A 23,218-nucleotide genomic window follows, 5' to 3' on the forward strand; every position below is an offset into this window, starting at 1 on the left:
AATACCTTATCCTATATTGGATTAGGTGTTGCACTCAGAATTGGCCGCTAAGCAGGGAAAAACTGGAGAGGCGATTAAGCAGGCTCGTAATTATTGTAGAAAAAAGTCTATTCCATTTGCTGTTGTTACAAATGGTTATCAGTGGATATTGTTTCCAGCTGTACGAACAGATCAAGTTAGTTTCTCATCGTCTTCGGCAATAATATTTGACTCATTGGAAAGGATTTTGGGGGAAGAGTCAGATTATTTTAAAAGTCTATTGTCAAGAGATGGTGTGATAGACGGAAACCTTGCTATAGAATTAATTGGGAGAAATACTGATCAGTTTGAAGAAAGAAGGCTTAATCGATTTTTTAAGGGGGCAGGAACAAGAGCAGCAAATCCCATCTATCCATTGATTGAAAATGAAGTGATAAGTGCATTTTCTGATTCAATAATAAATTCAGATAAAAGCTTGCTTGAAAAGTGTTATGTGAAAAATGCAGATAGGCAGAAATTTGATAATAGAATCCAAATGCACTTGCAAAAACGAGAGCCATTATTTTCATCTCAACCTAAACGTCCAATGCGAAAAAGAGAGTCTTCATCATTAACAGAGTCCATCGCTACAGCCTCCTCAAATGCAAGGCCATTGGCAATTCTAATACTTGGAACTGTTGGAACAGGAAAAACTACTTTTTTGCAATATACAAGACGAGTTGCATCGGCAAAATATTTCGAAAAATCGAAAAGCGAAACTTATCCGCACTGGATTGATATTGATTTCAGAAATTTCTCTCAAAATGAATCACCTATTAATTTTATATATAGAGCGTTATTTGAGTATGTAAAATCTGATGAATATTTTAGTGATTATAATAGGTCGATAAAAAACGCTTATGCTAACGATATTTCGGCATTGAAAAGCGGGCCTATGTTTCTTCTGTCAAAAAATAAGGATGGTTTTGATGAGAAAATTACAGAAGTAATAATGGATGATTACAATAAAGTTAATCCATATGTTGATAAGGTCGTCGGTCATGGTGCAACCAAATGTCCTGTATTTTTAGTTATTGATAATATTGATCAATTTGAAGATGATGATACTCAGTCCGAAATCTTTTCTGATGCAATAGCGCTAGCAGGAAGATTGAATATTAATTTAATTATTGCCATGAGAGAGTCGACTTACGTAGAGCATAGAAATTCTCCTACATTTGACGCATTTGATTTTGATCCGATTCATATTGAGCCGCCAGAAATCCCTTCCGTTTTATCAAGGCGTTTTTTCTTAACAGGACAAATGCTGGAAAACAAAAAGGGGAGTTTTAAAGCATTAAACGGCGCTGATTTTAAGGTGGACGACCTGTCTGTATTTATAGATATAGTGAAAAGCTCTGTACTTGGTACAGAGATAGGAGAAAGGATTGACGTTTTATCCAATCATGATGTCCGGCTTGCCCTTAGAATGACACGTGAATTTTTAGCTAGAGGATATACTGATCCAGCTAAAGCACTTCGAACATTCGGAGCTACTCAAAAATACACTCTCCCTAAGCAGGAAGCATTTAGATCGATATTGCTAGGAAATCAATCAGTGTACAGTGAAGAGTATTCCGTGATTGGAAATCCGTTTGATTCAAGATTAGGGCGGTCAAATGGAGAGCTGCTTCGTATGTTTGTATTAAACGCATTGGTTAAGCAGAGCAGTAACAACGGCACCGGGTCTATAGATGGGCCAAGCATCAGAGATAATTTGAAAGCAATAGGTTTCTCTGAGTCTGACACGATGGATATATTGTCAGACTTGTGTGAGAAGCGATTTGTCCATACAAAATCACACGGTAAAGCTGAGGTTACAAGTAGTTATTTTGCTAGTCGATTAGGTGGTCATATTGTAAGAAGTTTGCTATCTGATTTTACTTTTATAGAAAATATTTTGATGGATACTTTTATTGCAGATAAAGATGTATGGGAGCGTTTGAAGTCTCTGTCACACCAAATATCCGATGAACGCAACGTTGTGTCTAGAATTAAATTGAGAGCTGAAAGATGTGAAGTATTTTTTAGTCACATGATTGGTCAGTATAAACCTTTACTAGAAGAGGCTACTAAGAGGGGGCTTGATCCTTCATGGCTTGGTAACCCCCTAGAGGAAATGTTTGCAGAGTTGAAAGAAAATATAGCTAAGGCAATTAACTCAGCGAAACGGAATTATGGGGAAAAATCTAACAAGGCATTTAATCGGAACTAAAATGGTGGGTTTGACTTAATTTCACTATACATTTTAATCCACTGTTTTATCCTGTTTAATGCGCAGTTAATCCTCACATCCTATCTCTACACTACCTACTATCTTCAATCCACGGTCAGCCATGCTGACCGTTGTTTTTCATATCACCTAAACCACGGAGTCGCTTATGACTAAGCCTCTGAACCAGTTACTGGAAAAGCTAAATCCTGACGTTGTTAAGGCTGCAGAACAGCGAGCGGAAATAGAGATTAAGAAACTGAAAACCACCATGAAGCAGGGTCAGCCAGAACCCTCTCAGGTTGAAAGCCCGAAGCCTTCAGATACTGATTGATAGATGAGAAAGACGCCATTCCCACGGAAGCACGGGAATGGCGATAGAAATCAAAAATCAGGACTTGTGAGGATGGGCGACGGTCTCTAACCGTTCAGCCAGCCAGATTTTAATAATCGACTGACGGGTAACACCGACCCGGCTGGCTTCTTTATCCAGTGATTCCAGCATCCACGCGGGGAAATCAACATTCACCCGTTTTTGCTTCTGCATAGGGCGCTTGGCCTGTGACAGATCCAGATCACCCAGAATGTCATCATCACTTTCAAACTTGGCATCAAATTCATGCGCTTTCATAGAGGTTTACCTCCGCTTTTCGGGAACGCCTGACCGAGATGATGCGGATGTGATCACCCCGATAGGTAATAACGCCAGACCAGTGTTTGCCGCTAAGCATTGCTATCACTAGAAACCTTGGCTCGTCACTGGTGTTGGCTGGAATTTCGAGCAAATCTGAGTCGTTCCATAAACCCTGTGCGGTATGGAAATCAATCCCGTGTTTTTCGAGATTGGACTGGCTTTTATTCTCGTCAAACTCAAATGTCACCATGAGTAAAATTTATACCCTTTTTACTCATTCGGCAACGTGGTATTCGCTTCTGGCTGTTGTGATGCTGACCATCCCAAAAAAACATCCCTTTATCTGTCGGATTAATTTTTAGCACTCGAAGCTCCGATAACCCAGCTATCATAGATCCTTAAACAGGATGCCTAACTCCCAAACCACCGGAGCACTAAAATGGATTTAAACGCTATTTTCGCCTTTATCGCCGTGGCGACTTTACTGGTGATCTCTCCGGGGCCGAATGGCTTTCTGATCGCTAAGACGGTGCCTCTCTCCGGCCATCGGGCGGGGCTGACCAACATTGCGGGCTTTGTGGCCGCTTTCTATGTACACGGTACGTTGTCGATATTCGGTATCTCCATTTTGCTGGTGCAATCCGCTAACGCATTTTTTGTTTTTAAGATGCTGGGGGCGGCGTATTTAATCTGGCTGGGTGTTAAGGCTCTGCGAAATGCGATCCGGCAGCCTGCCGCACAAACGACCTTGGCGGCAGAACCGGCACGAAAGCCGGTTTCGATGAAGGGGGCGTTTTACGAAGGCTTTTTAACTAACATTCTGAACCCGAAAGTATCGGTTTTTTATCTGGCGGCTTTCCCGCAGTTTATGCCGGTGGATGGCAGCGCCCTAAGCGCTTACTCACTGGTTACGGCACACTCGCTGGTCAATGTGCTCTGGTTCTCGGCCATGGTGTTTACCCTGAGCAGAATAAAATCCGCCACCAACAACCCAACCTTTAAGGTCTGGTTAAACTCGATTACGGGCGTGGTTTTTATCGGCTTTGGGGCAAAACTCGCGCTCACCAAAAGCAGCTGACGGTTTTTTGGCGGCCAGTTTAAAGTACATCATTTCTATTTGGTTTCCGGTGAGAGAGGCCGCGCTGCAGATTATTCAGTCTCATGACGGGTAACTCGCAACAGCTATTATTTTTTGCTTTTGTCGTGGGCTAAATAAGATCCTTTCTGATTGCTTGCAGGCTATAGGCTGAGGCAGATCTCTTTTTTTGCCTTTTAAGGCTCTATATCAGGGCGTTCGGGGTTCCCCTCGGGGCGGTGACATAGTAATGTCTTTAGAATTCATCAGAATAATCAGACTGTTACATATTACCTAAAGGTTGGCCTGTTTTGTCTGAGGGCAGGTCGATATATGCAGAGAAATGGAATCGTTATGAGTAATACCATCTGGACACCGGCATCCTGGAGAGAGAAAACCGCGCGACAAATGCCGAACTATCCGGATCAGGACGCCTTACAGAATGTTGAGCAGGAACTGGCCGGTCTTCCGCCGCTGGTTTTTGCCGGAGAAGCCCGTCAGCTTCAGGCTGAGCTGGCGGATGTTGCTGCTGGCCGTGCATTTTTGCTGCAGGGCGGTGATTGCGCCGAGAGCTTTGATGAGTTTTCCGCTAACCATATTCGCGACACCTTTATGGTGCTGCTGCAGATGGCGGTGGTACTGACCTTTGGTGGCCAGAGCCCTGTGGTAAAAGTGGGTCGTATGGCGGGTCAGTTTGCCAAGCCTCGTTCTTCCGATAATGAGACGGTTGATGGCGTAACCCTGCCATCCTACCGTGGCGACATTATCAACGATAACGCCTTCACCGAGGCTGCCCGTGTGCCGGACCCTGCCCGCATGGTTAAGGCTTACAATCAGGCGGCATCAACACTGAACCTGCTGCGTGCTTTCTCCCGTGGCGGTATGGCGGATCTGCACAAGGTTCACCAATGGAACCGTGATTTTGTTGAGAAGAGTCCGGCGCTGGAGCGTTATCATGATCTGGCAGAGCGTATCGACGAAACACTGGCCTTTATGCAGGCCTGTGGCATCAGCCCGCAGAATACGCCAAGCATCAACGAGACCCGTTTCTATACTGCTCACGAGGCACTTCTGCTGCCCTATGAGCAGGCGCTGACCCGTCAGGACAGTCTGACCGGCGACTGGTATGGCTGCTCGGCCCACATGCTCTGGATCGGGGATCGTACCCGTCAGCTGGATGGTGCTCATGTGGAATACTGCCGTGGTGTGAAAAACCCGATCGGCGTTAAAGCAGGGCCAACCACAGACCCGGATGACTTTATCCGTCTGCTGGATGCGATCAACCCGGACAACGAAGCCGGCCGCATGAACGTAATCGTGCGTATGGGGGCTGACAAGATTGCCGACCACCTGCCTGCGCTGATCCGCAAGGTTGAAGCGGAAGGCCGTAATGTGGTCTGGAGCAGTGATCCGATGCACGGCAACACCATCAAGGCATCCACCGGTTACAAGACCCGTGATGTGGATTCTGTGCTGGGTGAAGTGAGCCGCTTCTTTGCCATTCATAAAGCAGAAGGCACTCATGCCGGTGGTGTTCATCTTGAGATGACCGGTCGTAACGTGACCGAGTGCATCGGTGGCCGCTTTAAGATTACAGAGGATGATCTGGGTGATCGTTACCACACCTTCTGTGACCCACGTCTGAATGCCGATCAGTCGCTGGAGCTGGCATTCCTGATTGCCGACAGTCTGAAAGCTGCCCGCTGATAGTTTAAGCGGGCAGGCTAAAAAGCGAGGTGTTTTGCCTCGCTTTTTTTATGGCCAAACAGTAAGGTGTTGGCTTCTGTGTAAAGGTCAGAACCTTGGTCTTACATTTCATGTGACCGAGGACAGCCGATGTCATCCCCCCTGCGTTACCGCTATCAGACCTATGAATGCGGTCTGCACGATATTCATTTGCGTACTTTACGCGACAATCAGCAATTTTCTGATCCTGATCATTCGGCTGAGAATCTGGGTATCTCCTCTGCCAGCTGGCCGATCTTTGGCATCCTATGGCCCTCTGGTCAGGTGCTGGCGCACTTTATGCGCGAGTTTGATATCCGGGGCAAACGGATTCTGGAAGTTGGCTGTGGTATCGGGCTGACCAGTCTGATGCTGAATCAGCGTCTGGCGAATATCACAGCAACGGACTATCACCCTCAAGCGGGCGTCTTTCTGGCCGTTAATGCCGGCCTTAATGAGGGAGAGGCGATTCCCTTCGTTCGCACCGGCTGGGGAGATGCGGATTGTGGCATGGGTGATTTTGACCTCATTGTGGGCAGTGATCTTTTGTACGAGGCGGAACATATTGAGCTGTTATCGGCTTTTATCAACCAGCATGCCTCTGACCGTTGTCAGGTGATTCTGGTGGATCCGGGCCGAGGTAATCATGCTAAGTTCAGTAAACGAATGGTTTCTTTAGGTTATGTCCACAGCCAGCATAAACCCGAGCAAACCGATTATCTGGAGCAGCCCTTTAAAGGCCAGATCCTGCAGTACCAGCGGGAGCAGGCTGGCGGCTAAAACATTACTTGCTGTTCACGAAGCGCCGAGGGTTTCCCTGCGGCGCTTTTTTTGTGCGACTAAAGCCGTAATTTGCCGATAAATAGCACTTTTGTCGCCTGTTGAGATAAGGCAAGTCTGATATGGGTCAACAATAGCTGGGTAACTTCCTTTTAGGATGGCTATGCCCGTCAAATAAATAATACATAAAACTTAGTCGGGTTAAGCATTTTGTAATGCTTGTTGCAGAGCTTGATAGAGATAACCCTTGACTGAGGATTGCTGAATTGAATGCCAGAACCCCCGTTAGTACCGATAAAAAACTCTTTGTCTCAGGCAATGAGGCGGTTTCATTGGCGGCGCGGGATGCCAATGTAAAAGTCGCGGCTGCTTATCCCGGCACACCATCTACCGAAATTCTGGAATATATCTCTCAATATCCTGATATCTATTCTGAATGGTCGATTAATGAAAAGGTATCACTTGAGGTGGCTATCGGTGCCTCGCTGGCGGGAAGTCGCACCTTGTGTGCCATGAAGCATGTGGGGCTGAATGTGGCATCGGATGCGCTGATGACCCAAACCCTGATCGGTGCTGTGGGTGGTCTGGTGATTGTGGTGGCTGATGATGTGGGCTTGTCGTCATCGCAAAACGAACAGGATTCTCGCTTCTGGGGGCGTTTTGCTCATCTGCCGGTTCTGGAACCCAGTGATACTCAGGAAGCCTACGATTTTACCCGTGCCGCCTTTGAGTTGTCGGAACAGTTTCAGGTGCCGGTACTGGTTCGGGTAACCACCCGTATCTGCCATGTCAAAGGTACGTTGCAGCTGCAGCCGGCCACTGAAACCGAAGTCAAAAAGGGCTTTGTTAAAGATCGGGCGCGCCTGGTGATGGTGCCGGGTAATGCCAAAGACCGGATTCCTCTGATGCACCAGCGGGATGAAGCGCTGGCGCAGGCTGCCGAGGTTTCGCCTCTGAACCGTGTTGAGGCGGGTGAGCGCACCGATCTGGGTTTTGTAGTGTCCGGGGTGGCTTATCAGCATGTGAAAGAGGCCTATCCTGATGCGCCGGTGCTCAAGCTGGGCTTCAGCCATCCTGTTCCCTTAGAAAAGGTGAAAGCTTTCAGCCAGAGCGTGCAGCGTTTGATTCTGGTAGAAGAAGTTGAGCCTCTGCTGGAGAAAGAGCTGAAAGCAGAGGGGATTGCTCTGGAGGGTAAGTCGATTCTGCCTAAGCAGGGCGAGCTGACACCAGAGGTGCTGAAACAGGCGATTGAAGGCAAGGCCGGGGCATCTGAAACCGCCAAGCCAGAACTGATCGCAGCGGCGCAGGAGGTGTTCCCGCGTCCACCGACCATGTGTGTGGCCTGTCCTCATCTGGGGGTTTACTACACGCTGTCTAAGGTTAAGAACACCTATATCTCCGGTGATATCGGTTGCTACACCCTGGGGGCGGGTCATCCGTGGAATGCGCTGGATACCTGTATCAGCATGGGCGCATCCATGGGGGTTGCCATGGGGCTGGATAAAGGCCGTCAGCCGGAAGATGCCAACAAAAAAGTGGTGGCGGTGATCGGTGATTCCACCTTCCTGCACATGGGGATGCAGGGGTTGCTGGATCTGACCTATAACAAGGGTAATGCGACCATCCTGCTGCTGGATAACCGCGCCGTGGGTATGACCGGTGGCCAAAACGCCCCTTCAAGCGGTATCAATCTGCAGGGTGAGCAGACCGCTCAGGTGAACTTCCCGCAGCTGGTGGAAGCCCTGGGGGTGAAGAAAGAGCGTATCCATCAGGTTGACCCTTACGAGTTACCGACCCTGTTTAAGGCCCTGAGGGATGAAACCAAGATCGACGATGTGTCGGTTATTATCACCAATCAGCCCTGTGTGCTGACCGAGCGCTACAAGGCGATGCAGCCGCTGACGGTGGAAGCGAAAGATTGCACCGGCTGTGGTAACTGTCTGGATGTGGGCTGTCCGGCCATTCTGGTGACCCGCCGTGAGATGGTGGTGAAACCCAATGGTAAAGAGAAGGAGCTGGCGTTTGTCGATATCGATACCAGTGCCTGCACCGGCTGTAATCTCTGTGTGAATACCTGCGCCCCGGATGCTATCGTGCCTGCGGATTCGTTGGTGGCAAACGGCTATGAGGCTCTGCAGAGCCAGAGTATCGACAATCTGGTTGTGGAGGTGAAGTGATGGGTGCTCAGGGGATTACCAATATTTTGGTCGCCGGGATCGGCGGACAAGGGGTGATGACGGCGGCGGATATTCTGGCTGAATCGGCATTGCTTCTGGGTATGGATGTAAAGAAAACCGAAGTGGCCGGTATGGCGCAGCGGGGTGGCGTGGTGACCTCCCATGTTCGTTTTGGACCCCGGGTTCACTCGCCCTCTATCGCCTCGGGCGAGGCGGATCTTCTGGTGGCATTTGAGCCGGCAGAGGCGCTGCGCTGGATTAACCATCTTAAAGGCAGTGGCGTGGCGATGGTGAACACCTATCGCCAGTCGCCGCCGGTGGTCAGTGCCGGGCTGTTTCAGTATCCCGATGATCCGATTGAGGATATTCGGGGCGAGCGCGAGGTACATGCCTTTGATGCCGGACATATTGCGATCAAACTGGGGGATCGTCGTCTGATCAATACCATTATGCTGGGGGCGATTTCGGAGCAGCTGCCTTTTGATACTGCGGTGCTGGAAGAGAGTGTCTTAAAGCGCTTTGCCCATAAATCAGACAAGCTGGTGGAGTTAAACCGGATCGCCTTTGCGGCGGGAAGGGAGGCGGCTCAACGTAACTGAATGAGCTGCTATACAGCGTTTTAACTGTGTGACTCGTTAGAGCATTGCCAGTCCTGATTTATTGATGGGGCTGGCTTTTTTGTAGGTGTAAATTTGTAGGTGTAAAAAAGAGAAGCTCGCGAGGGAATAGGCTTGCGGGCTTCTCTTGTTGTTGGGTATCGGGCCGGGTTTACCAGTCGATTCCCTTCTGCGCCTTAATACCGGCGTTGAAGGCGTGTTTTTCATCACGCACTTCAGATACGGTATCGGCGTATTCCACCAGATCACGGTGCGCGGCACGGCCGGTCAAAATCACGGACTGATCCTTCGGGCGACCTTTCAGCGCTTCCAGCACCTCTTCAATCTCCAGATAACCGTACTTCAGCATGTAGGTGATCTCATCCAGCACCACCAGCTTGATACTCTCATCCTTTAGATTCGGCAGGGTCTTTTCCCATGCCGCACGGCAGGCTTTTTTATCCAGCTCACGATCCTGAGTTTCCCAGGTAAAGCCGGTGCCCATCACATGGACGGTCAGGTTCGGATTACCTTCAAAGATATCCCGCTCACCACAATCCCAGGTGCCTTTAATAAACTGCGTTACTGCAACCTTGTAGCCGTAGCCTAGGCTACGGGCCACCGTGCCCCATGCTGATGTGGTTTTGCCCTTACCGTTGCCGGTAATCACAATAGTGATGCCGCGTTCTTCCGTTGCTTTAGCAACTTTGGCATCAACCATCTCTTTGCGTTTTTGCATCGCCTTTTTATGGCGGGTATCACGATCAGTCATGGGGTCTCCGGTTGTGTCTTAATGCAATGTTTTAAAAGCGGTAGCGGACAGAGCTAAAGAAGGTGCGGCCTTCAGTTGCATAGCCTCTTGTGCTGACATAATCCTTGTCAGTCAGGTTTTTTATACTGGCAGACAGGTCCAGCTGTGGGCTGAATAGGTATCGAGCATCTATATTATATAAGGTAAAGCCACCCAGTTTATCGGTGTTTTTCGCATCGGTGTATCGTTCGCCGGTAAACTGAGTATCGAGACCTAATGTCAGTTGGTTGAGGGTATGATTGACACGCAGGTTGGCGGTTTGCTTAGCCCGGTAAACCAGCTGCTTTTTCTCTTTCTTATCTTCTGTATCCATAACATTGGCGTTAAAGATAACTTGAGTGTTTCCAAGATCAGCGCTTGCAACCAATTCCGCCCCCGTGATCTCGACACTATTAATGTTGCTTGGTTTCCATTTGCCACTGTCATCAGGTGCCCAGGCGATCATATCATCCAATTGAGTCTGATAGAGGTTAATGTCGAAGCTAAGATTATTGTCAGGTTTAAAACTCAGACCAAGTGTTGCAGTATCAGATGTTTCTGGCTCCAGATCTGGGTTGCCCTGATTTGGCCAGTACATGTCATTGAAAGTGGGAACCAGAAAGGCGGTGGCATAGCCTGCCTTAAATTTCATTGTTGATGACAGTTGGTAACTCGCGTCAATACCATAAGTGCTGAAATCGCCGAAGGCTTCGTTGTCATCAACACGAGCAGATAGAGCGGCTTGGTATTTTTCTCCATTTTTTTCTAAAAGGGCAAAAAGTGCTTTGTTGTCCCGAGTATCTTCATCGTAATCCTGAGTGGAATCGGAGACATCATCTTTTTTATAGTCAAAACCGGCAACTAGTAGTATCTCATCATTAACATTATGAGTTGCCTGAAGTTCAAACTTGCTTGTTTTTGTTATGTAGCTGTTCTGGTCCTCGCCAGCCAAGACCGTCTGATTATCATCGGTGTAGTAACTGGTTTTAGCATTCAAAGTCAGGTCATCAGATAGTGCTGACTCTAGACCTGCATAAAAACTGGAGTAAACAAATTCGTTAACAGCATCATTTGTGTAAATTGATTTACCTTGGTCCGCATCATAGCCAATGTATGCATTATCGTAGTCATTTTCACCGGCGGTGTATTGCATGCCTGCCAGAATAGTGTGCTTGCCTACTTTGTGCTCTGCATCCAGCTTGATAGAGCTATTGGTATAGCCGTCGTCGTCTGTACCCAAGTCTGATTTTTCTGGTTTGATATCGAATCCATCAGTTGTGAAGTGACTGATATTAGCCCTAAGTTGGCTTTGTCCATCACTGTGACTGATACTAATGGCGCTCTCATGGGTATTGTTGCCGCCTGCGCCAAGAGATATCTCAGCGTGACTGCGCTCTTGACGCTGTTGTTTGGTGAAAATCTGAATAACCCCACCAATAGCGTTGGCACCATATAAGCTGGAGCGTGCGCCACGCACGACTTCGATACGCTCTATCTGGTTGACAGGCAGGTGGTGCAGGCTGACTTCTCCCAGTGTTGCGCTACCAATCTGAACGCCGTCGACTAAAACAAGCATACGACTTTGGCTTATCCCGCGCAGGAAGAGACTGCTTTCCTGACCATATCCACCATTAGTTCGGACCTGAATGCCTGGAGTGGCAGCTAGCGCTTCAGTAACACTTTTTGGTTGTTGCTGTTTAAGATCTTCTTTGGTGATAACGGTTACAGGCATGGTGACATCAGCCTGAGACTGTTCGGTTCGACCTGCAGTAATCACAATGGTCATCGGATCTGCAGCGAAGGCAGCGGGAGATAGGGCAGCAGAAACAGCGGCAGCCAGAACAATTTTCTTCATGGTAAAACATAATCCTCAGCGCAATAGATAAGCGTGAGGGAGGGCAGGCGCAACAGCGGCAATGTCCGGTAGGAGAAAGCGTGAGTTACACCGGTGTCGCCCTCCGCAACACCGTAAATACTCGGGAGTCAGAAATAACTCCGAAGCGTTGTGAGCTGGTAACCGGGCTTGATGCTTTGCCGGATAAAGCAAAGCAACTTACCGTTGCGGGGGCAGCGCAGGATTTTCACCTGTTTCCCCAACTCAAAACGTAGGCGCATAATATAGTTATCTTTTGTTGAGTCAAGCCAGTGATTTTCAGCATGTTCATGAGCGGCTTTCATCATCGATTCAGTGAGGGGGATTAGGTGCTCTATTTACGGGGGTGATACAATGCCGCCCTTTCTTAGGCGCACAGCCTTCTTATCGCTTCTTGTAAAGTAAAGGGTTTTCTATGCTTAGTTATCGCCACGCTTACCACGCGGGAAATCATGCCGATGTGATTAAGCATCTGACTATGGCGCTGATTTTTCAGTCGATGCACAAAAAGGCTAAGCCTTTCTCTTACATCGACACGCATTCCGGTGGGGTTGATTACGATCTGCTGAGCGAGGAAGCGGTAAAAACCGGTGAGGCAGATGAAGGTATTGTGCGCGTTATTGATCACCCGGCTTTACCTGAAATCTACCGTGAGCTGATCAAAGCCTACAATCCGTCTGGTGCTATTCAGCGCTATCCTGGATCTCCGGCGGTTGCACATCACTTTCAGCGTGCTGGCGATAAGCTACAGCTGATGGAGCTGCACAATAACGAAACCAGTACCCTGAAACGTAAAGCCTCCCGCTGGCCGGATACGGCTATTCATCACCGGGATGGTTTTGAAGGTCTGCCGGGGATTGTACCGCCTGATCCTCGCCGAGGTGTGGTGCTGATGGACCCATCGTACGAGATTAAAACGGATTATCAAAAGGTCATTAAAAGCGTCACTGCTGCTTATAAACGCTGGCCAACGGGAGTTTATGCGCTTTGGTATCCTGTGTTGATAGCGGATAAGAGCCAGATGATGCTGGACCGTTTTGAGCAGAGTGGTATCCGACGCATTCTTGTTGCCGAGATCTGTCGGGAAGCGGAAGCCGATGAGACTTTCGGTATGATTGGTAGTGGCATGATGATTATTAATCCGCCTTATCAGCTCGATGCCGAGCTGACTGAGTGTCTGCCGGAATTGGCTAAAGCCCTGTTAGGCGATACCGCCGTCGCGGATGTACGCTGGCTGGTGGGCGAATAGTCTGGGAGCCTCAGGTGTAGCCGGTTCAGGAAGGGAATCGTTTAGTGAGTACCGATAAGATGGCGAATACGAATAAAGGCAGCAAGACAAAAGTCTCTTTGCTCAGGCGCTTGCTTCGTCTTTGGCGGGCTTGGCCGTTATTGCTTGTAGTGCTCGTTCTCTGGTCGCTTATTGCGCCTTACTACGTTTATTCCCGATTTAACAGTGAGCAGTCGGTTGCCCGTCTGGAGTTTGAGGCTTTGGGCGGGAACTGGTATCTGGCCTCGGTGACCCGTTTTCCTGAGTGTACCCAGCAGCGTTATCGTATTCAGGGTGATCAGTGGCAGCTGGATGCGGCCTTTCTGAAGTGGAAAGGCATTGCTGTGCTTTTGGGGGCAGATTCCCGTGTAGTGCTTGATCGTTTGAGTGGCCGCTTTAGCGCTATTGATGCTGCGAAGGCTGCCGAGCCCAGCGTTCATGAATTAAAGCCGGAGACCTGGTTCGCTTTTGGCGAGTCTCTGGTGGATGGTGCTGACAGCTTTTTAGTGGATACCCGTTTTGGTTCATCGACTTATATGTTGATTGATCCGCAAAAAAGCTATTGGGTCTACAAAACTGAAGATGCCCTGATTGCCCGAAGTCACTCCCGTCATTCAGCGACACAGGAAGACGGCGTGATGACACTGGTCATTGATCAGAGTTGTGGCCATTCTGCCCCGTCTCTTTTAGAGACGCTGGCACGCCACTGGAATCAGTGGTTGTTAAGCGCTAAACAGATATTCTGATCCTTTCTTCTGGAGTCTGACTATTTTTTTAGTCCTGGCTCTGCTTTTTCGTTCTTGCCTGTTTGCAGCGATGGAGTCTCTGTCTCTCATCGGTTGTCGTTTACGTCTTTTAGCTGAGTTATCTGCGTCCGGTAAATTTGAATTTAATAAATCTGATCAGATCGCCTAATTTTGATAGGGATACGGGGGTGCATTGAAGGCTTTGCTGCCGCTATGCTGTTGGCAGCCCTCTCGTTGTCAGGCGGGAGTTTATTCATAATGTTCAGGATTATCAGTATGGATACTTCGTTTCCTAAAGCGCAGCTTAATGTGATGAATAGTAATATCAGACTGACCAAGGAGCAGAGCGAGCAACCCCCTGCGTCAGAACGATTGAGAGCTGAAGTAAAAGAAGAGGCTCTTAATGAGGGGGGGCATAAAAGTATTGCCGAGCGTGAACAGGCGCGCAAAGAGCGTCAGGAGGATAGAGTCTCTCTCTCCGAAGAGGCTCTTAAGCGCCTTCGCGGAGAAGAAGTGACAAAGACGGAAGAAGAGGAAGACAGTCTTCCGCCTCATATTTCAGCATTAAAAAAACAGGCTGAAAAGTTAAAGGAAAAACTGGATGAGAAGCTGGAGGCCTTTGAAGAACTGCAGCGCCAGCCTAATGTTTCCCCGGAAGTTTTAGAGATGCACATGAAGGAGCTGCAGATGATGCAGGCTCAACTTTCTCAACTTAAAGAGAGCTTAGCCGAGGCGATGGAAGAAGCGGGTATTGTTGATCCTTCGGTTCTGGCTGATCTCTAGCCTCCTTCAGGATTAAGATGCATAAAAAAACCCGGGCAAGCCCGGGTTTTTGCTGAGCATTAAGCTCGCCTCATTCCGATATCGATTACAGAGAATCCAGAATATCGTTCAGAGTTTTACTTGGGCGCATTACAGAGAATACTTTCTCCATATCAGGGTGGTAGTAACCGCCCAGATCGGCTGGTTTGCCCTGTGCTTCTGCCAGTTCGGTAACGATCTTCTCTTCGTTTTCCGTCAGGGCTTTAGCCAGAGGTGCAAAACGCTCTGCCAGAGGTGCGTTTTCAGTCTGTTCTGCCAGGTGCTGAGCCCAGTACATCGCCAGATAGAAGTGGCTGCCACGGTTGTCCAGCTCGCCAACCTTACGGGAAGGTGACTTGTTGTTTTCCAGCAGCTGACCAGTTGCAGCATCCAGAGCTTTAGCCATCAGCTTAGCGTCCGGGTTGTCGTTCTTGATGCCCATCTCTTCAAGAGAAACAGCCAGTGCCAGGAATTCACCCAGTGAATCCCAACGCAGGTGGTTCTCTTCCTGAACCTGCTGTACGTGCTTAGGAGCAGAACCGCCTGCGCCAGTTTCGTACATGCCACCGCCGTTCAGCATAGGAACGATAGACAGCATTTTTGCAGACGTACCCAGTTCCATGATCGGGAACAGGTCAGTCAGGTAGTCACGCAGTACGTTACCGGATACAGAGATAGTATCTTTACCACGGATCATACGCTCCATAGAGGTACGGATCGCACGGCTGTAACCCATGATGCGCAGATCAAGGCCTTCGGTGTCATGTTCTTTCAGATACTTTTCAACTTTCAGGCGCAGCTGACGGTCGTGAGCACGCTCCGCGTCCAGCCAGAAAATTGCAGGCGTGTCAGACTGACGGGAGCGAGTCACAGCCAGTTTCACCCAGTCACGAACTGCAGCATCTTTAGTCTGACATGCACGCCAGATGTCGCCTTTCTCAACGTCATGTTGCATCAGTACGGTGCCGTCGGATTTAACAACGCGCATAGTACCGTCTTGCTTCATTTCGAACGTCTTGTCGTGAGAGCCGTATTCTTCAGCTTTCATCGCCATCAGACCAACGTTAGGCACAGAGCCCATAGTAGTCGGATCGAATGCACCGTTGGTCTTGCAGAAGTTGATCATCTCCTGATAGATACGGGCATAAGTAGACTCAGGCATGACTGCTTTTGTGTCTTTGGTCTTGCCGTCGCGGCCCCACATCTTACCGGAGCTACGGATCATTGCTGGCATAGAGGCATCAACGATTACATCGCTTGGGATGTGCAGGTTGGTGATACCTTTAACGGAATCAACCATTGCCATTTCAGGACGGTGCTCGTAGCACGCGTGGATCGCTTCTTCGATCTCTTCCTGCTGGGACTGAGGCAGGGTTTTGATCTTGTCGTAAACGCTGGCCATACCGTTGTTCGGGTTAACGCCCAGCTGTTCAAACAGCTCACCGTACTTGTCGAACACTTCACGGTAGAAAACACGTACCGCGTGACCAAATACGATCGGGTGAGATACTTTCATCATGGTCGCTTTAACGTGCAGAGACCACATAACACCATCTTCTTTACACTCCTGCAGAGTGCGCTCGAAGAAGGCGTCCAGCGCTTTTGCGCTCATGAACATGCTGTCGAAAACTTCGCCCTCTTCCAGGGCTACGGTTTTCTTAACTTCAACATTACCGCTCTTATCAACGAACTCAAGACGTACTTCGTCAGCAGCGTCCATGGTTACAGACTGTTCGCTGGAGAAGAAGTCACCGCCGCGCATATAGTCAGCGTGGGATTGAGAAGCCATGCTCCACTTGCCCATGGAGTGCGGGTACTTGCGAGCAAATGCTTTAACTGCCGGTGGCGCACGACGGTCAGAGTTACCCTGACGCAGTACAGGGTTAACAGCACTACCCAGAACTTTGGCGTAACGGGACTGAATATCTTTTTCTTCGTCAGTGGTCGCTTCATCCGGATAGTCCGGCAGGTCATAACCCTGAGACTGCAGTTCAGCAATCGCTGCTTTCAGCTGAGGAATAGACGCTGAAATGTTTGGCAGTTTGATCAGGTTACATGAAGGATCTTTAGTCAGCTCGCCCAGTTCCGCCAGTGTATCGGTTGCTTCTTGTTTCTGCTCGTCGGTCAGACGATCAGCAAAGCCAGCCAGGATACGGGAAGCAACGGAGATGTTGCTGGTTACAACTTTGATACCCGCAGCTTCAGTGAAGGAGCGCACGATAGGCAAGAGTGAGCCAGTTGCCAGCATCGGTGCTTCATCGGTGAGGGTATAGACGATTTTTTGCTCTGAATTTGGAGTTGTCATTTTTATCCCTATTGTTATGGCGTGTAGCCAAAGACCTAACACAAGATGGCTTGTGGCCATCCCAGATCTGAAGGAGTTTTATTCTGTCTGTTGGCGCTGGATTGTACTAAAAAACATCACCTTTTTATATGGTGGAGAATTACAACTTATGGCTAGTAAATATGGGTTTTTAGCCCTTTCAGGGAAATTTTTTTACAAAACAGCGGCCAGAGAACCTTTGGTCTGATAGGAAAATAGAGCAGAAACAAATCAGCCCGCAAGTTTTGTGCGGGCTAAACGCTGGAAAGAGTGGGGGTTATTCGCAGACCAGCTTAATGCAGTCTGCTGGCAGGTCGCGGTCAATATAGGCCATACCCAGCAGGTTCAGGTAGTCCATGCGATCCGCTTTCATCAGGTCGATAGCCGGTGTCGGCTGATTGTTTGCCTGATAAATACCGGCCAGAAATGCCATATAGTTTTCACCTTCTTTGACCATTAAGAGGCTGGCCGCGCCGACATCGGGTTTAACGGCGGTGTTAATCTCTTCCGGCAGCTCTATGGAGAGCACAACCGGTTGTTCAGTGCCTTCGATGCGAACACTACGGTTTCTGACGGTTTGCTGCGCCCAATAGTAGGCCAGCTCTCTGCTTTGAGTCAGAAAAACAGGTTCTGTGGTTTCGTTGTAGTGATCATCGCCAATGGTCGCCATGGTTTTCTTGGCGGCTTCTTTCAGAGCCAGATCACCGGATCGCTTCAGTCCCTGTTCCTGTATCGCATCCACCAGAGCAGATGAGGTGCCGTGATACCAGATGTTGCTTGTGGCAAAGCCCTGATCGGTTAATAAATCTTTTGCATCTTTCAGAAAAGCTGGTGTGTCAGTTGTCATAGTCGGGCCATCTGTAAAAGTTAAACAATCGGTAAAAGTTGAACTGCAAGTTCTATGGACCGCATGAGCGGTAACTCATTCTAGCGTGAAAATCAGATCAATAAAAAAAGGCGACACCTTTTACAAGGGCCGCCTTTTTCAGGGTGTCTCTGGGCCAGAAGAGTCTGACCCAGAGTGCCTCCCTTATCCAGTTTTACTGAACAACAATCGCTGTTTAGCCGAACTGGTTAGAGGTGTTTTTCGCACCGCCAGCTTTCAGAGCCATCTCACCAGCGTAGTATTCTTTGTGGTCATCACCCATGTCTGAACCAGCCATGTTCTGGTGTTTCACACAAGCGATACCCTGGCGGATCTCTTTACGCTGCACGCCTTCAACGTAACCCAGCATACCGGCTTCACCGAAGTACTCTTTAGCCAGGTTGTCTACTGACAGAGCCGTTGTGTGGTAAGTCGGCAGAGTGATCAGGTGGTGGAATACATTCGCTTCACGTGAACAGTCAGCCTGGAAGTTACGAACCCAATTGTCAGCTTCAGCAGACAGCTCAGAGTCATCGTACTCAGCGCTCATCAGGTTGTTGCGATCATAGGCAGAAACATCTTTACCTTCTTTCTCCCAGGCATCAAATACCTGCTGACGGAAGTTCAGCGTCCAGTTGAATGATGGAGAGTTGTTGTAAACCAGTTTCGCATCCGGATGTACTTTACGAACTTCATTCATCATGTCACGGATTTCGTGAACGGTAGGTACCGCAGTCTCGATCCACAGCAGGTCAGCACCGGCGTTGATTGCTTCGATGCAGTCAAAGACGCAACGCTCGTGGCCAGTGCCCTGACGGAACTGGTACAGACCGGAAGGCAGACGCTTAGGACGAACCAGCTTGCCGTTACGGCTGATCAGTACATCACCTTCAGAAGTCTGCTCTGGAGTAACTTCTTCGCAATCCAGGTAAGAGTTGTAAACGTCACCCTGGTCGCCTGGCTCACGAACAACTGCGATCTCTTTAGTCAGACCAGCACCTTCAGAGTCAGTACGGGCAACGATGATACCATCGTCTACACCCAGTTCCAGGAAGGCGTAACGCAGAGCACGGATTTTCGCGTGGAAGTCAGCGTGAGGAACCGTTACTTTACCGTCCTGGTGACCACACTGCTTCTCGTCAGCAACCTGGTTTTCGATCTGCAGTGCACAAGCACCTGCTTCGATCATTTTCTTAGCCAGCAGGTAAGTCGCTTCTGCGTTACCGAAACCAGCGTCAATGTCAGCAATAATCGGAACAACGTGAGTTTCGTGGTTGTCGATCTTGCTCTGGATTTCTGCTTCCAGCTTGCTGTCGCCCGCTTCACGCGCTTTGTCCAGTTCACGGAACAGACCGCCCAGTTCACGGGCATCAGCCTGACGCAGGAAGGTGTACAGCTCTTCAACCAGATCCGCTACAACTGTTTTTTCGTGCATAGACTGGTCAGGCAGAGGACCGAAGTCAGAACGCAGTGCTGCAACCATCCAACCAGACAGGTACAGATATTTACGCTCGGTAGAACCGAAGTGCTTTTTAATAGAGATCAGTTTCTGTTGACCAACAAAACCGTGCCAGCAACCCAGAGACTGAGTGTATTTGGTTTTGTCTTTGTCAAACTCAGCCATGTCGCGACGCATGATGCCAGCAGTGTACTTAGCGATGTCCAGACCAGTTTTGAATTTGTTCTGAGCGCGCATGCGTGCTGCAGATTCTGGGTTGATTGCATCCCAAGGAGAACCGTTGGTTTCTTTCAGTGTTGCTACTGCGTCGATGTCTTGTTTGTAAGTTGACATGCTTTTTCCTCTACAGAGTGTGCCTGTTAGGTTGTTGCCTTAGGGCCTCACCGTTACCGGGGAGTAAACATTCCGGCAACGTTGTGCCTGAAGCCCTAAGGTATCCTTTGTTCCGCTTCGATGTGCCGTCGGAGCAGATCCATTCTTGTTGTGCCTGTGCATTTCAAAACAGGGATTATGTTGTTTTGATCACCTTGGCATCGACTCGATTTAAGTGTCTGAAACTTTCCTGAAAAATTTATCTTCCGCTTAAAACGAGTGTTTGTCGTTTTGTGTGTTTTTACTATGCCCTAAGCTGCGAACCCTTTGCAAACGCTACTTTGGGCTATATAAGTTGTTGTAACTAGGCTACAAATTGTTTTCTGTAGTCTGACTACCGTTTGAATGAATTTTCCTTGCTGCATTGCAATAGTGTTGTAGTTTTACTTTCAGAAATGACCGTTTGATGAACTGGTGTTTTTGCCGGATTTTGCAGGATTGTCGACAATCTTTGAGGGTTGAAGCGTGGCTGAAAATTCTGACCGGATGCCGGAACAAGGGGAAAGGGGGCATAGGTACTTATAGCGGGCTGTTACAGATTGTTAAACAGAGGCGGGGGTTTTCAGTTTTGAGGGACCGAGTGACAGTCACGGTTCGGAAACCGTGACTGTCAACAATGGTTTAGTCACTAAGATAGAGTGTGCCGCGATTGATCAATTCAAGGACTATTTCTTTAAATTCATTTGAAGATGAATATAATTCACTTTGAGTCAGGTATTTTTGCTCAGTAAGAAAGATCACTACCTCCCGATCTGTCGCGGAAACGTCAAATCCATTGCCATCTGCAAAGAGTAAAAGGCCATTTTCGGCTTCGGAAAAGGCTATTCGGCTACCTTCACTCAGACAAATTGCTAATCCCTGAGCGATTTCCTGCTCCATTTCAGTCATTGTCAGTGCTTTTTCCGCCGGAACTAGCTGATCCAGATACTTGGGTTGGGTCATATAGCGGCCAAACCAGGCTTTGATCGTGGCTTTATCCGAAAGCTTTTCCTGAATAATGGCCTGTACCCGCCGGATAGCATCATCACCAATTTCACCGGTGTTGGTCTGTAGCTGGATATCCGGATCTTTATAGCGGTCATCTTCGCACAGGGATTCGCCAATATAATCCGCCAGAGAGGTGATGATCTCATCAGCGGAGGGGGCGCGGAAACCCACAGACCAGGTCATGCAGTCATCGGACTGAGAGACACCGTAGTGTGCCAGCTGTGGCGGCAGGTAAAGAAGGTCGCCCGGTTCGCAGATGAAGGTTTCTGTGGCATCGAATTCCTGGAGAATACGCAGCGGTACATCCGGGATAAACGGAGTTTTATCATCAGCGAAACCACCGATCTGCCAGCGACGGGTACCTTGTGCCTGCAGAAGAAACACATCGTAGTAGTCGAGGTGTGGGCCAACGGTACCTTCTTTTGGCGCGTAACTGATCATGATGTCATCGACACGCCAGCTGGGGATGAAGTCAAAGGCTTCCATCAGGGCCGACACTTCTGGAATGTAGTGATCTACCGCCTGAACGAGCAGTGTCCAGTGGCTTTCCGGCAGTTCATTAAAGCGCTCTTCTTTAAACGGGCCGTTTTCCAGATGCCATTTTTCACCGTTCGGGCCGGTTTCCATCACCAGACGGGATTCCACCTGCTCTTCCAGTGCCAGCCCTGCCAGTTCATGTTCATCAATGGGGGATTCAAAATCCGGGATCGCATTTTTAATGAACAGTGGCTTTTTCTGCCAGTAATCCCGCAGGAACTCTTCGTAACTGATATGGCGCAGCAGGCTTTCAGGGAGTTGTAACATGGTTGTTTTTCCGGAAATAAAATCTGATGAATGAAGATGCTGACAAGAGCAATCGATGTCATTAAGTAAAACAGCTCACAAAGAAAAAGGCCCTGATAGATATCAGGGCCTTTTTCGGATCGTGCAAAAAACTGCGCCGAACGGTTAAAACCGTTTAGATCGCTTTTGCCTGATCGATCGCGTTACCGATGTAGTTGTGCGGCGTCAGCTGCATCAGCTCATCTTTCGCTTCCTGTGGCATGTCCAGAGTCTGAACAAATTCCTGCAGGGTTTCTTTTGTGATCGCTTTACCACGGGTCAGCTCTTTCAGCTTCTCGTAGGGTTTTTCGATGTTGTAACGACGCATAACCGTCTGAATCGGTTCAGCCAGTACTTCCCAGCTGTTTTCCAGATCGGCATTCAGGCGTTCTGCGTTGGTCTGCAGCTTGCTGATACCTTTCAGGGATGCCTGATACGCGATCAGGGACTGACCAAAACCAACACCCAGGTTACGCAGAACGGTAGAGTCGGTCAGGTCACGCTGCCAGCGGGAGATCGGCAGTTTAGCGGCCAGATGCTGCATGATAGCGTTGGCGATACCCAGATTACCTTCGGAGTTTTCAAAGTCGATCGGGTTAACCTTGTGCGGCATAGTGGAAGAACCCACTTCGCCGGCAATCGTGCGCTGCTTGAAGTAACCCAGAGAGATATAACCCCAAACGTCACGATCAAAGTCGATCAGAATGGTGTTGTAGCGGGCGATCGCATCAAACAGTTCAGCGATATAGTCGTGTGGCTCAATCTGAGTGGTGTATGGGTTGAAGGTCAGACCCAGGCTTTCCACAAAGATTTTGGCATTTTCGGCCCAGTCGATAGACGGATAAGCCGACAGGTGAGCGTTGTAGTTACCAACGGCACCGTTGATTTTGCCCAGCAGCTCAACCGCTTCAACCTGTTTAACCTGACGCTGCAGGCGAGCGGCAACGTTGGCCATCTCTTTACCCAGAGTCGTAGGTGATGCCGTCTGACCGTGGGTACGGGACAGCATAGGCTGTTCTGCGTTGGCGATAGCCAGCTGGCGGATCGCTTCAACCACTTCTTTCATGGTTGGCAGTACAACATTGTCCAGCGCGCCTTTCAGCATCAGGGCGTGGGACAGGTTGTTGATGTCTTCTGATGTACAGGCGAAGTGAACAAACTCTGTAATTGCCAGCAGTTCGCTGTTGCCTTCGATACGTTCTTTGATGAAGTACTCAACCGCTTTTACATCGTGGTTGGTGGTACGTTCGATCTCTTTGATGCGCTGAGCATCTTCTTCGCTGAAGTTAGCAACCAGGTCGTTCAGAATCTGGTTCGCGTCTGCACTCAGGGCAGGCACTTCTGCGATTTGATCGTGATCGGCCAGACGCTGTAACCAGCGGATTTCAACTTCAACACGGGCACGGATCAGACCAAATTCACTCACCCAAGGGCGCAGGTCAGCGGTCTTAGAGCCATAACGGCCATCAACGGGGGATATTGCGGTAAGGCTGGAAAGCTGCATGTTTGTTACTGCTCTCTATAAGCTGATTTCATGAAGTGCGCAATCATACCTGAAACTGAATTTTATTACAGGACTAGCGCGCATATTCTCAGGCTAAGGACGACTCTTAAGGCGTTGCCAGAAAACTAAAGGCTGGCATAATGTCTAGTCCTGATATAAGTTGACACTTTTTTACAGCGCCCGATGAACCTC

General features: G+C 48.9%; 19 protein-coding genes and 1 riboswitch. Of the genes, 10 read left to right on the plus strand and 9 right to left on the minus strand.

Annotation, left to right across the window (positions count from 1 at the left end; translation table 11 throughout):
* Positions 1 to 40 precede the first annotated feature (40 nt).
* Entirely contained in the window at positions 41 to 2,233 is a 2,193-nt protein-coding gene (locus AC4GL5_RS15980) for a P-loop NTPase fold protein (RefSeq protein WP_490383797.1), read from the plus strand.
* Between the two features lie 166 nt (positions 2,234 to 2,399).
* On the plus strand, positions 2,400 to 2,564 hold the full coding sequence (locus AC4GL5_RS15985) for a hypothetical protein (protein ID WP_490383798.1): 165 nt from the start codon (positions 2,400 to 2,402) through the stop codon (positions 2,562 to 2,564).
* Positions 2,565 to 2,621: 57 nt separating this feature from the next.
* On the opposite strand, the gene brnA is transcribed toward AC4GL5_RS15985, so the two are convergent.
* Entirely contained in the window at positions 2,622 to 2,861 is a 240-nt protein-coding gene (brnA, locus tag AC4GL5_RS15990; protein ID WP_490383799.1) for a type II toxin-antitoxin system BrnA family antitoxin, read from the minus strand.
* Entirely contained in the window at positions 2,848 to 3,114 is a 267-nt protein-coding gene (locus tag AC4GL5_RS15995; protein ID WP_490383800.1) for a BrnT family toxin, read from the minus strand. The genes brnA and AC4GL5_RS15995 overlap by 14 nt, the downstream gene beginning before the upstream one ends.
* Positions 3,115 to 3,303: 189 nt before the next feature.
* On the opposite strand from AC4GL5_RS15995, the gene AC4GL5_RS16000 reads away from it, so the two are divergent.
* The 5 genes from AC4GL5_RS16000 to AC4GL5_RS16020 all read left to right on the plus strand — a co-directional run bounded on the left by AC4GL5_RS16000 (position 3,304) and on the right by AC4GL5_RS16020 (position 9,220).
* Positions 3,304 to 3,942 (plus strand): LysE family translocator, encoded by a 639-nt coding sequence (locus AC4GL5_RS16000; RefSeq protein ID WP_490383801.1) that lies wholly within the window; start codon positions 3,304 to 3,306, stop codon positions 3,940 to 3,942.
* A gap of 351 nt (positions 3,943 to 4,293) precedes the next feature.
* Positions 4,294 to 5,646 (plus strand): class II 3-deoxy-7-phosphoheptulonate synthase, encoded by a 1,353-nt coding sequence (locus AC4GL5_RS16005; protein WP_490383802.1) that lies wholly within the window; start codon positions 4,294 to 4,296, stop codon positions 5,644 to 5,646.
* Positions 5,647 to 5,775: 129 nt separating this feature from the next.
* Positions 5,776 to 6,444: a class I SAM-dependent methyltransferase gene (locus AC4GL5_RS16010; RefSeq protein ID WP_490383803.1), complete on the plus strand. Its 669-nt coding sequence runs from the start codon at positions 5,776 to 5,778 to the stop codon at positions 6,442 to 6,444.
* Between the two features lie 266 nt (positions 6,445 to 6,710).
* The gene (locus AC4GL5_RS16015) at positions 6,711 to 8,621 is read left to right on the plus strand and encodes a thiamine pyrophosphate-dependent enzyme (RefSeq protein WP_490383804.1); all 1,911 of its coding nucleotides are present in this window, start codon (positions 6,711 to 6,713) and stop codon (positions 8,619 to 8,621) included.
* Positions 8,621 to 9,220, plus strand: a complete 600-nt coding sequence (locus AC4GL5_RS16020) for an indolepyruvate oxidoreductase subunit beta (RefSeq protein WP_490383805.1) — start codon at positions 8,621 to 8,623, stop codon at positions 9,218 to 9,220. The genes AC4GL5_RS16015 and AC4GL5_RS16020 overlap by 1 nt, the downstream gene beginning before the upstream one ends.
* A gap of 169 nt (positions 9,221 to 9,389) precedes the next feature.
* Here the strand turns inward: AC4GL5_RS16020 and cobO are convergent, their stop codons facing one another.
* Both cobO and AC4GL5_RS16030 read right to left on the minus strand, forming a co-directional pair.
* Positions 9,390 to 9,989: a cob(I)yrinic acid a,c-diamide adenosyltransferase gene (gene cobO / locus AC4GL5_RS16025; protein ID WP_490383806.1), complete on the minus strand. Its 600-nt coding sequence runs from the start codon at positions 9,987 to 9,989 to the stop codon at positions 9,390 to 9,392.
* 31 nt (positions 9,990 to 10,020) lie between these two features.
* The gene (locus AC4GL5_RS16030; RefSeq protein WP_490383807.1) at positions 10,021 to 11,862 is read right to left on the minus strand and encodes a TonB-dependent receptor domain-containing protein; all 1,842 of its coding nucleotides are present in this window, start codon (positions 11,860 to 11,862) and stop codon (positions 10,021 to 10,023) included.
* 136 nt (positions 11,863 to 11,998) lie between these two features.
* A riboswitch (cobalamin riboswitch) is annotated at positions 11,999 to 12,124 on the minus strand.
* Between the two features lie 171 nt (positions 12,125 to 12,295).
* On the opposite strand from AC4GL5_RS16030, the gene AC4GL5_RS16035 reads away from it, so the two are divergent.
* The 3 genes from AC4GL5_RS16035 (at position 12,296) to AC4GL5_RS16045 (ending at position 14,676) form a co-directional block, all read left to right on the plus strand.
* Entirely contained in the window at positions 12,296 to 13,129 is an 834-nt protein-coding gene (locus tag AC4GL5_RS16035) for a 23S rRNA (adenine(2030)-N(6))-methyltransferase RlmJ (protein WP_490383808.1), read from the plus strand.
* Between the two features lie 44 nt (positions 13,130 to 13,173).
* Complete coding sequence (locus AC4GL5_RS16040) at positions 13,174 to 13,893, plus strand: hypothetical protein (RefSeq protein WP_490383809.1); 720 nt, start codon at positions 13,174 to 13,176, stop codon at positions 13,891 to 13,893.
* Positions 13,894 to 14,169: 276 nt separating this feature from the next.
* Positions 14,170 to 14,676 carry a hypothetical protein gene (locus AC4GL5_RS16045; protein ID WP_490383810.1) on the plus strand — a complete coding sequence of 169 codons (507 nt, stop codon included), beginning with the start codon at positions 14,170 to 14,172 and terminating at the stop codon, positions 14,674 to 14,676.
* Positions 14,677 to 14,761: 85 nt separating this feature from the next.
* Here AC4GL5_RS16045 and AC4GL5_RS16050 read toward each other — a convergent pair whose 3' ends face one another.
* The 5 genes from AC4GL5_RS16050 to purB form a co-directional block, all read right to left on the minus strand.
* Entirely contained in the window at positions 14,762 to 16,999 is a 2,238-nt protein-coding gene (locus AC4GL5_RS16050) for an NADP-dependent isocitrate dehydrogenase (protein WP_490383811.1), read from the minus strand.
* A 295-nt stretch (positions 17,000 to 17,294) separates the two neighbouring features.
* Positions 17,295 to 17,864, minus strand: a complete 570-nt coding sequence (locus AC4GL5_RS16055) for a hypothetical protein (protein WP_490383812.1) — start codon at positions 17,862 to 17,864, stop codon at positions 17,295 to 17,297.
* A 214-nt stretch (positions 17,865 to 18,078) separates the two neighbouring features.
* A complete protein-coding gene (locus AC4GL5_RS16060) occupies positions 18,079 to 19,674 on the minus strand; it encodes an isocitrate lyase (RefSeq protein WP_490383813.1) in 1,596 nt (531 codons plus the stop codon).
* A 660-nt stretch (positions 19,675 to 20,334) separates the two neighbouring features.
* Positions 20,335 to 21,504: a JmjC domain-containing protein gene (locus AC4GL5_RS16065; RefSeq protein ID WP_490383814.1), complete on the minus strand. Its 1,170-nt coding sequence runs from the start codon at positions 21,502 to 21,504 to the stop codon at positions 20,335 to 20,337.
* A gap of 154 nt (positions 21,505 to 21,658) precedes the next feature.
* A complete protein-coding gene (gene purB / locus AC4GL5_RS16070; RefSeq protein ID WP_490383815.1) occupies positions 21,659 to 23,026 on the minus strand; it encodes an adenylosuccinate lyase in 1,368 nt (455 codons plus the stop codon).
* Positions 23,027 to 23,218: the final 192 nt, after the last annotated feature.

Source organism: Oceanospirillum sp., from assembly GCF_982874595.1.

Excerpts from the sequence above, each read along its gene's own strand:
- AC4GL5_RS15985 (WP_490383798.1), top strand. The coding sequence starts at position 2,400 with ATGACTAAGCCTCTGAACCAGTTACTGGAAAAGCTAAATCCTGACGTT.
- brnA (WP_490383799.1), bottom strand. The coding sequence starts at position 2,861 with ATGAAAGCGCATGAATTTGATGCCAAGTTTGAAAGTGATGATGACATT.
- AC4GL5_RS15995 (WP_490383800.1), bottom strand. The coding sequence starts at position 3,114 with ATGGTGACATTTGAGTTTGACGAGAATAAAAGCCAGTCCAATCTCGAA.
- AC4GL5_RS16000 (WP_490383801.1), top strand. The coding sequence starts at position 3,304 with ATGGATTTAAACGCTATTTTCGCCTTTATCGCCGTGGCGACTTTACTG.
- AC4GL5_RS16005 (WP_490383802.1), top strand. The coding sequence starts at position 4,294 with ATGAGTAATACCATCTGGACACCGGCATCCTGGAGAGAGAAAACCGCG.
- AC4GL5_RS16010 (WP_490383803.1), top strand. The coding sequence starts at position 5,776 with ATGTCATCCCCCCTGCGTTACCGCTATCAGACCTATGAATGCGGTCTG.
- AC4GL5_RS16020 (WP_490383805.1), top strand. The coding sequence starts at position 8,621 with ATGGGTGCTCAGGGGATTACCAATATTTTGGTCGCCGGGATCGGCGGA.
- cobO (WP_490383806.1), bottom strand. The coding sequence starts at position 9,989 with ATGACTGATCGTGATACCCGCCATAAAAAGGCGATGCAAAAACGCAAA.
- AC4GL5_RS16030 (WP_490383807.1), bottom strand. The coding sequence starts at position 11,862 with ATGAAGAAAATTGTTCTGGCTGCCGCTGTTTCTGCTGCCCTATCTCCC.
- AC4GL5_RS16035 (WP_490383808.1), top strand. The coding sequence starts at position 12,296 with ATGCTTAGTTATCGCCACGCTTACCACGCGGGAAATCATGCCGATGTG.
- AC4GL5_RS16045 (WP_490383810.1), top strand. The coding sequence starts at position 14,170 with ATGGATACTTCGTTTCCTAAAGCGCAGCTTAATGTGATGAATAGTAAT.
- AC4GL5_RS16050 (WP_490383811.1), bottom strand. The coding sequence starts at position 16,999 with ATGACAACTCCAAATTCAGAGCAAAAAATCGTCTATACCCTCACCGAT.
- AC4GL5_RS16055 (WP_490383812.1), bottom strand. The coding sequence starts at position 17,864 with ATGACAACTGACACACCAGCTTTTCTGAAAGATGCAAAAGATTTATTA.
- AC4GL5_RS16060 (WP_490383813.1), bottom strand. The coding sequence starts at position 19,674 with ATGTCAACTTACAAACAAGACATCGACGCAGTAGCAACACTGAAAGAA.
- AC4GL5_RS16065 (WP_490383814.1), bottom strand. The coding sequence starts at position 21,504 with ATGTTACAACTCCCTGAAAGCCTGCTGCGCCATATCAGTTACGAAGAG.
- purB (WP_490383815.1), bottom strand. The coding sequence starts at position 23,026 with ATGCAGCTTTCCAGCCTTACCGCAATATCCCCCGTTGATGGCCGTTAT.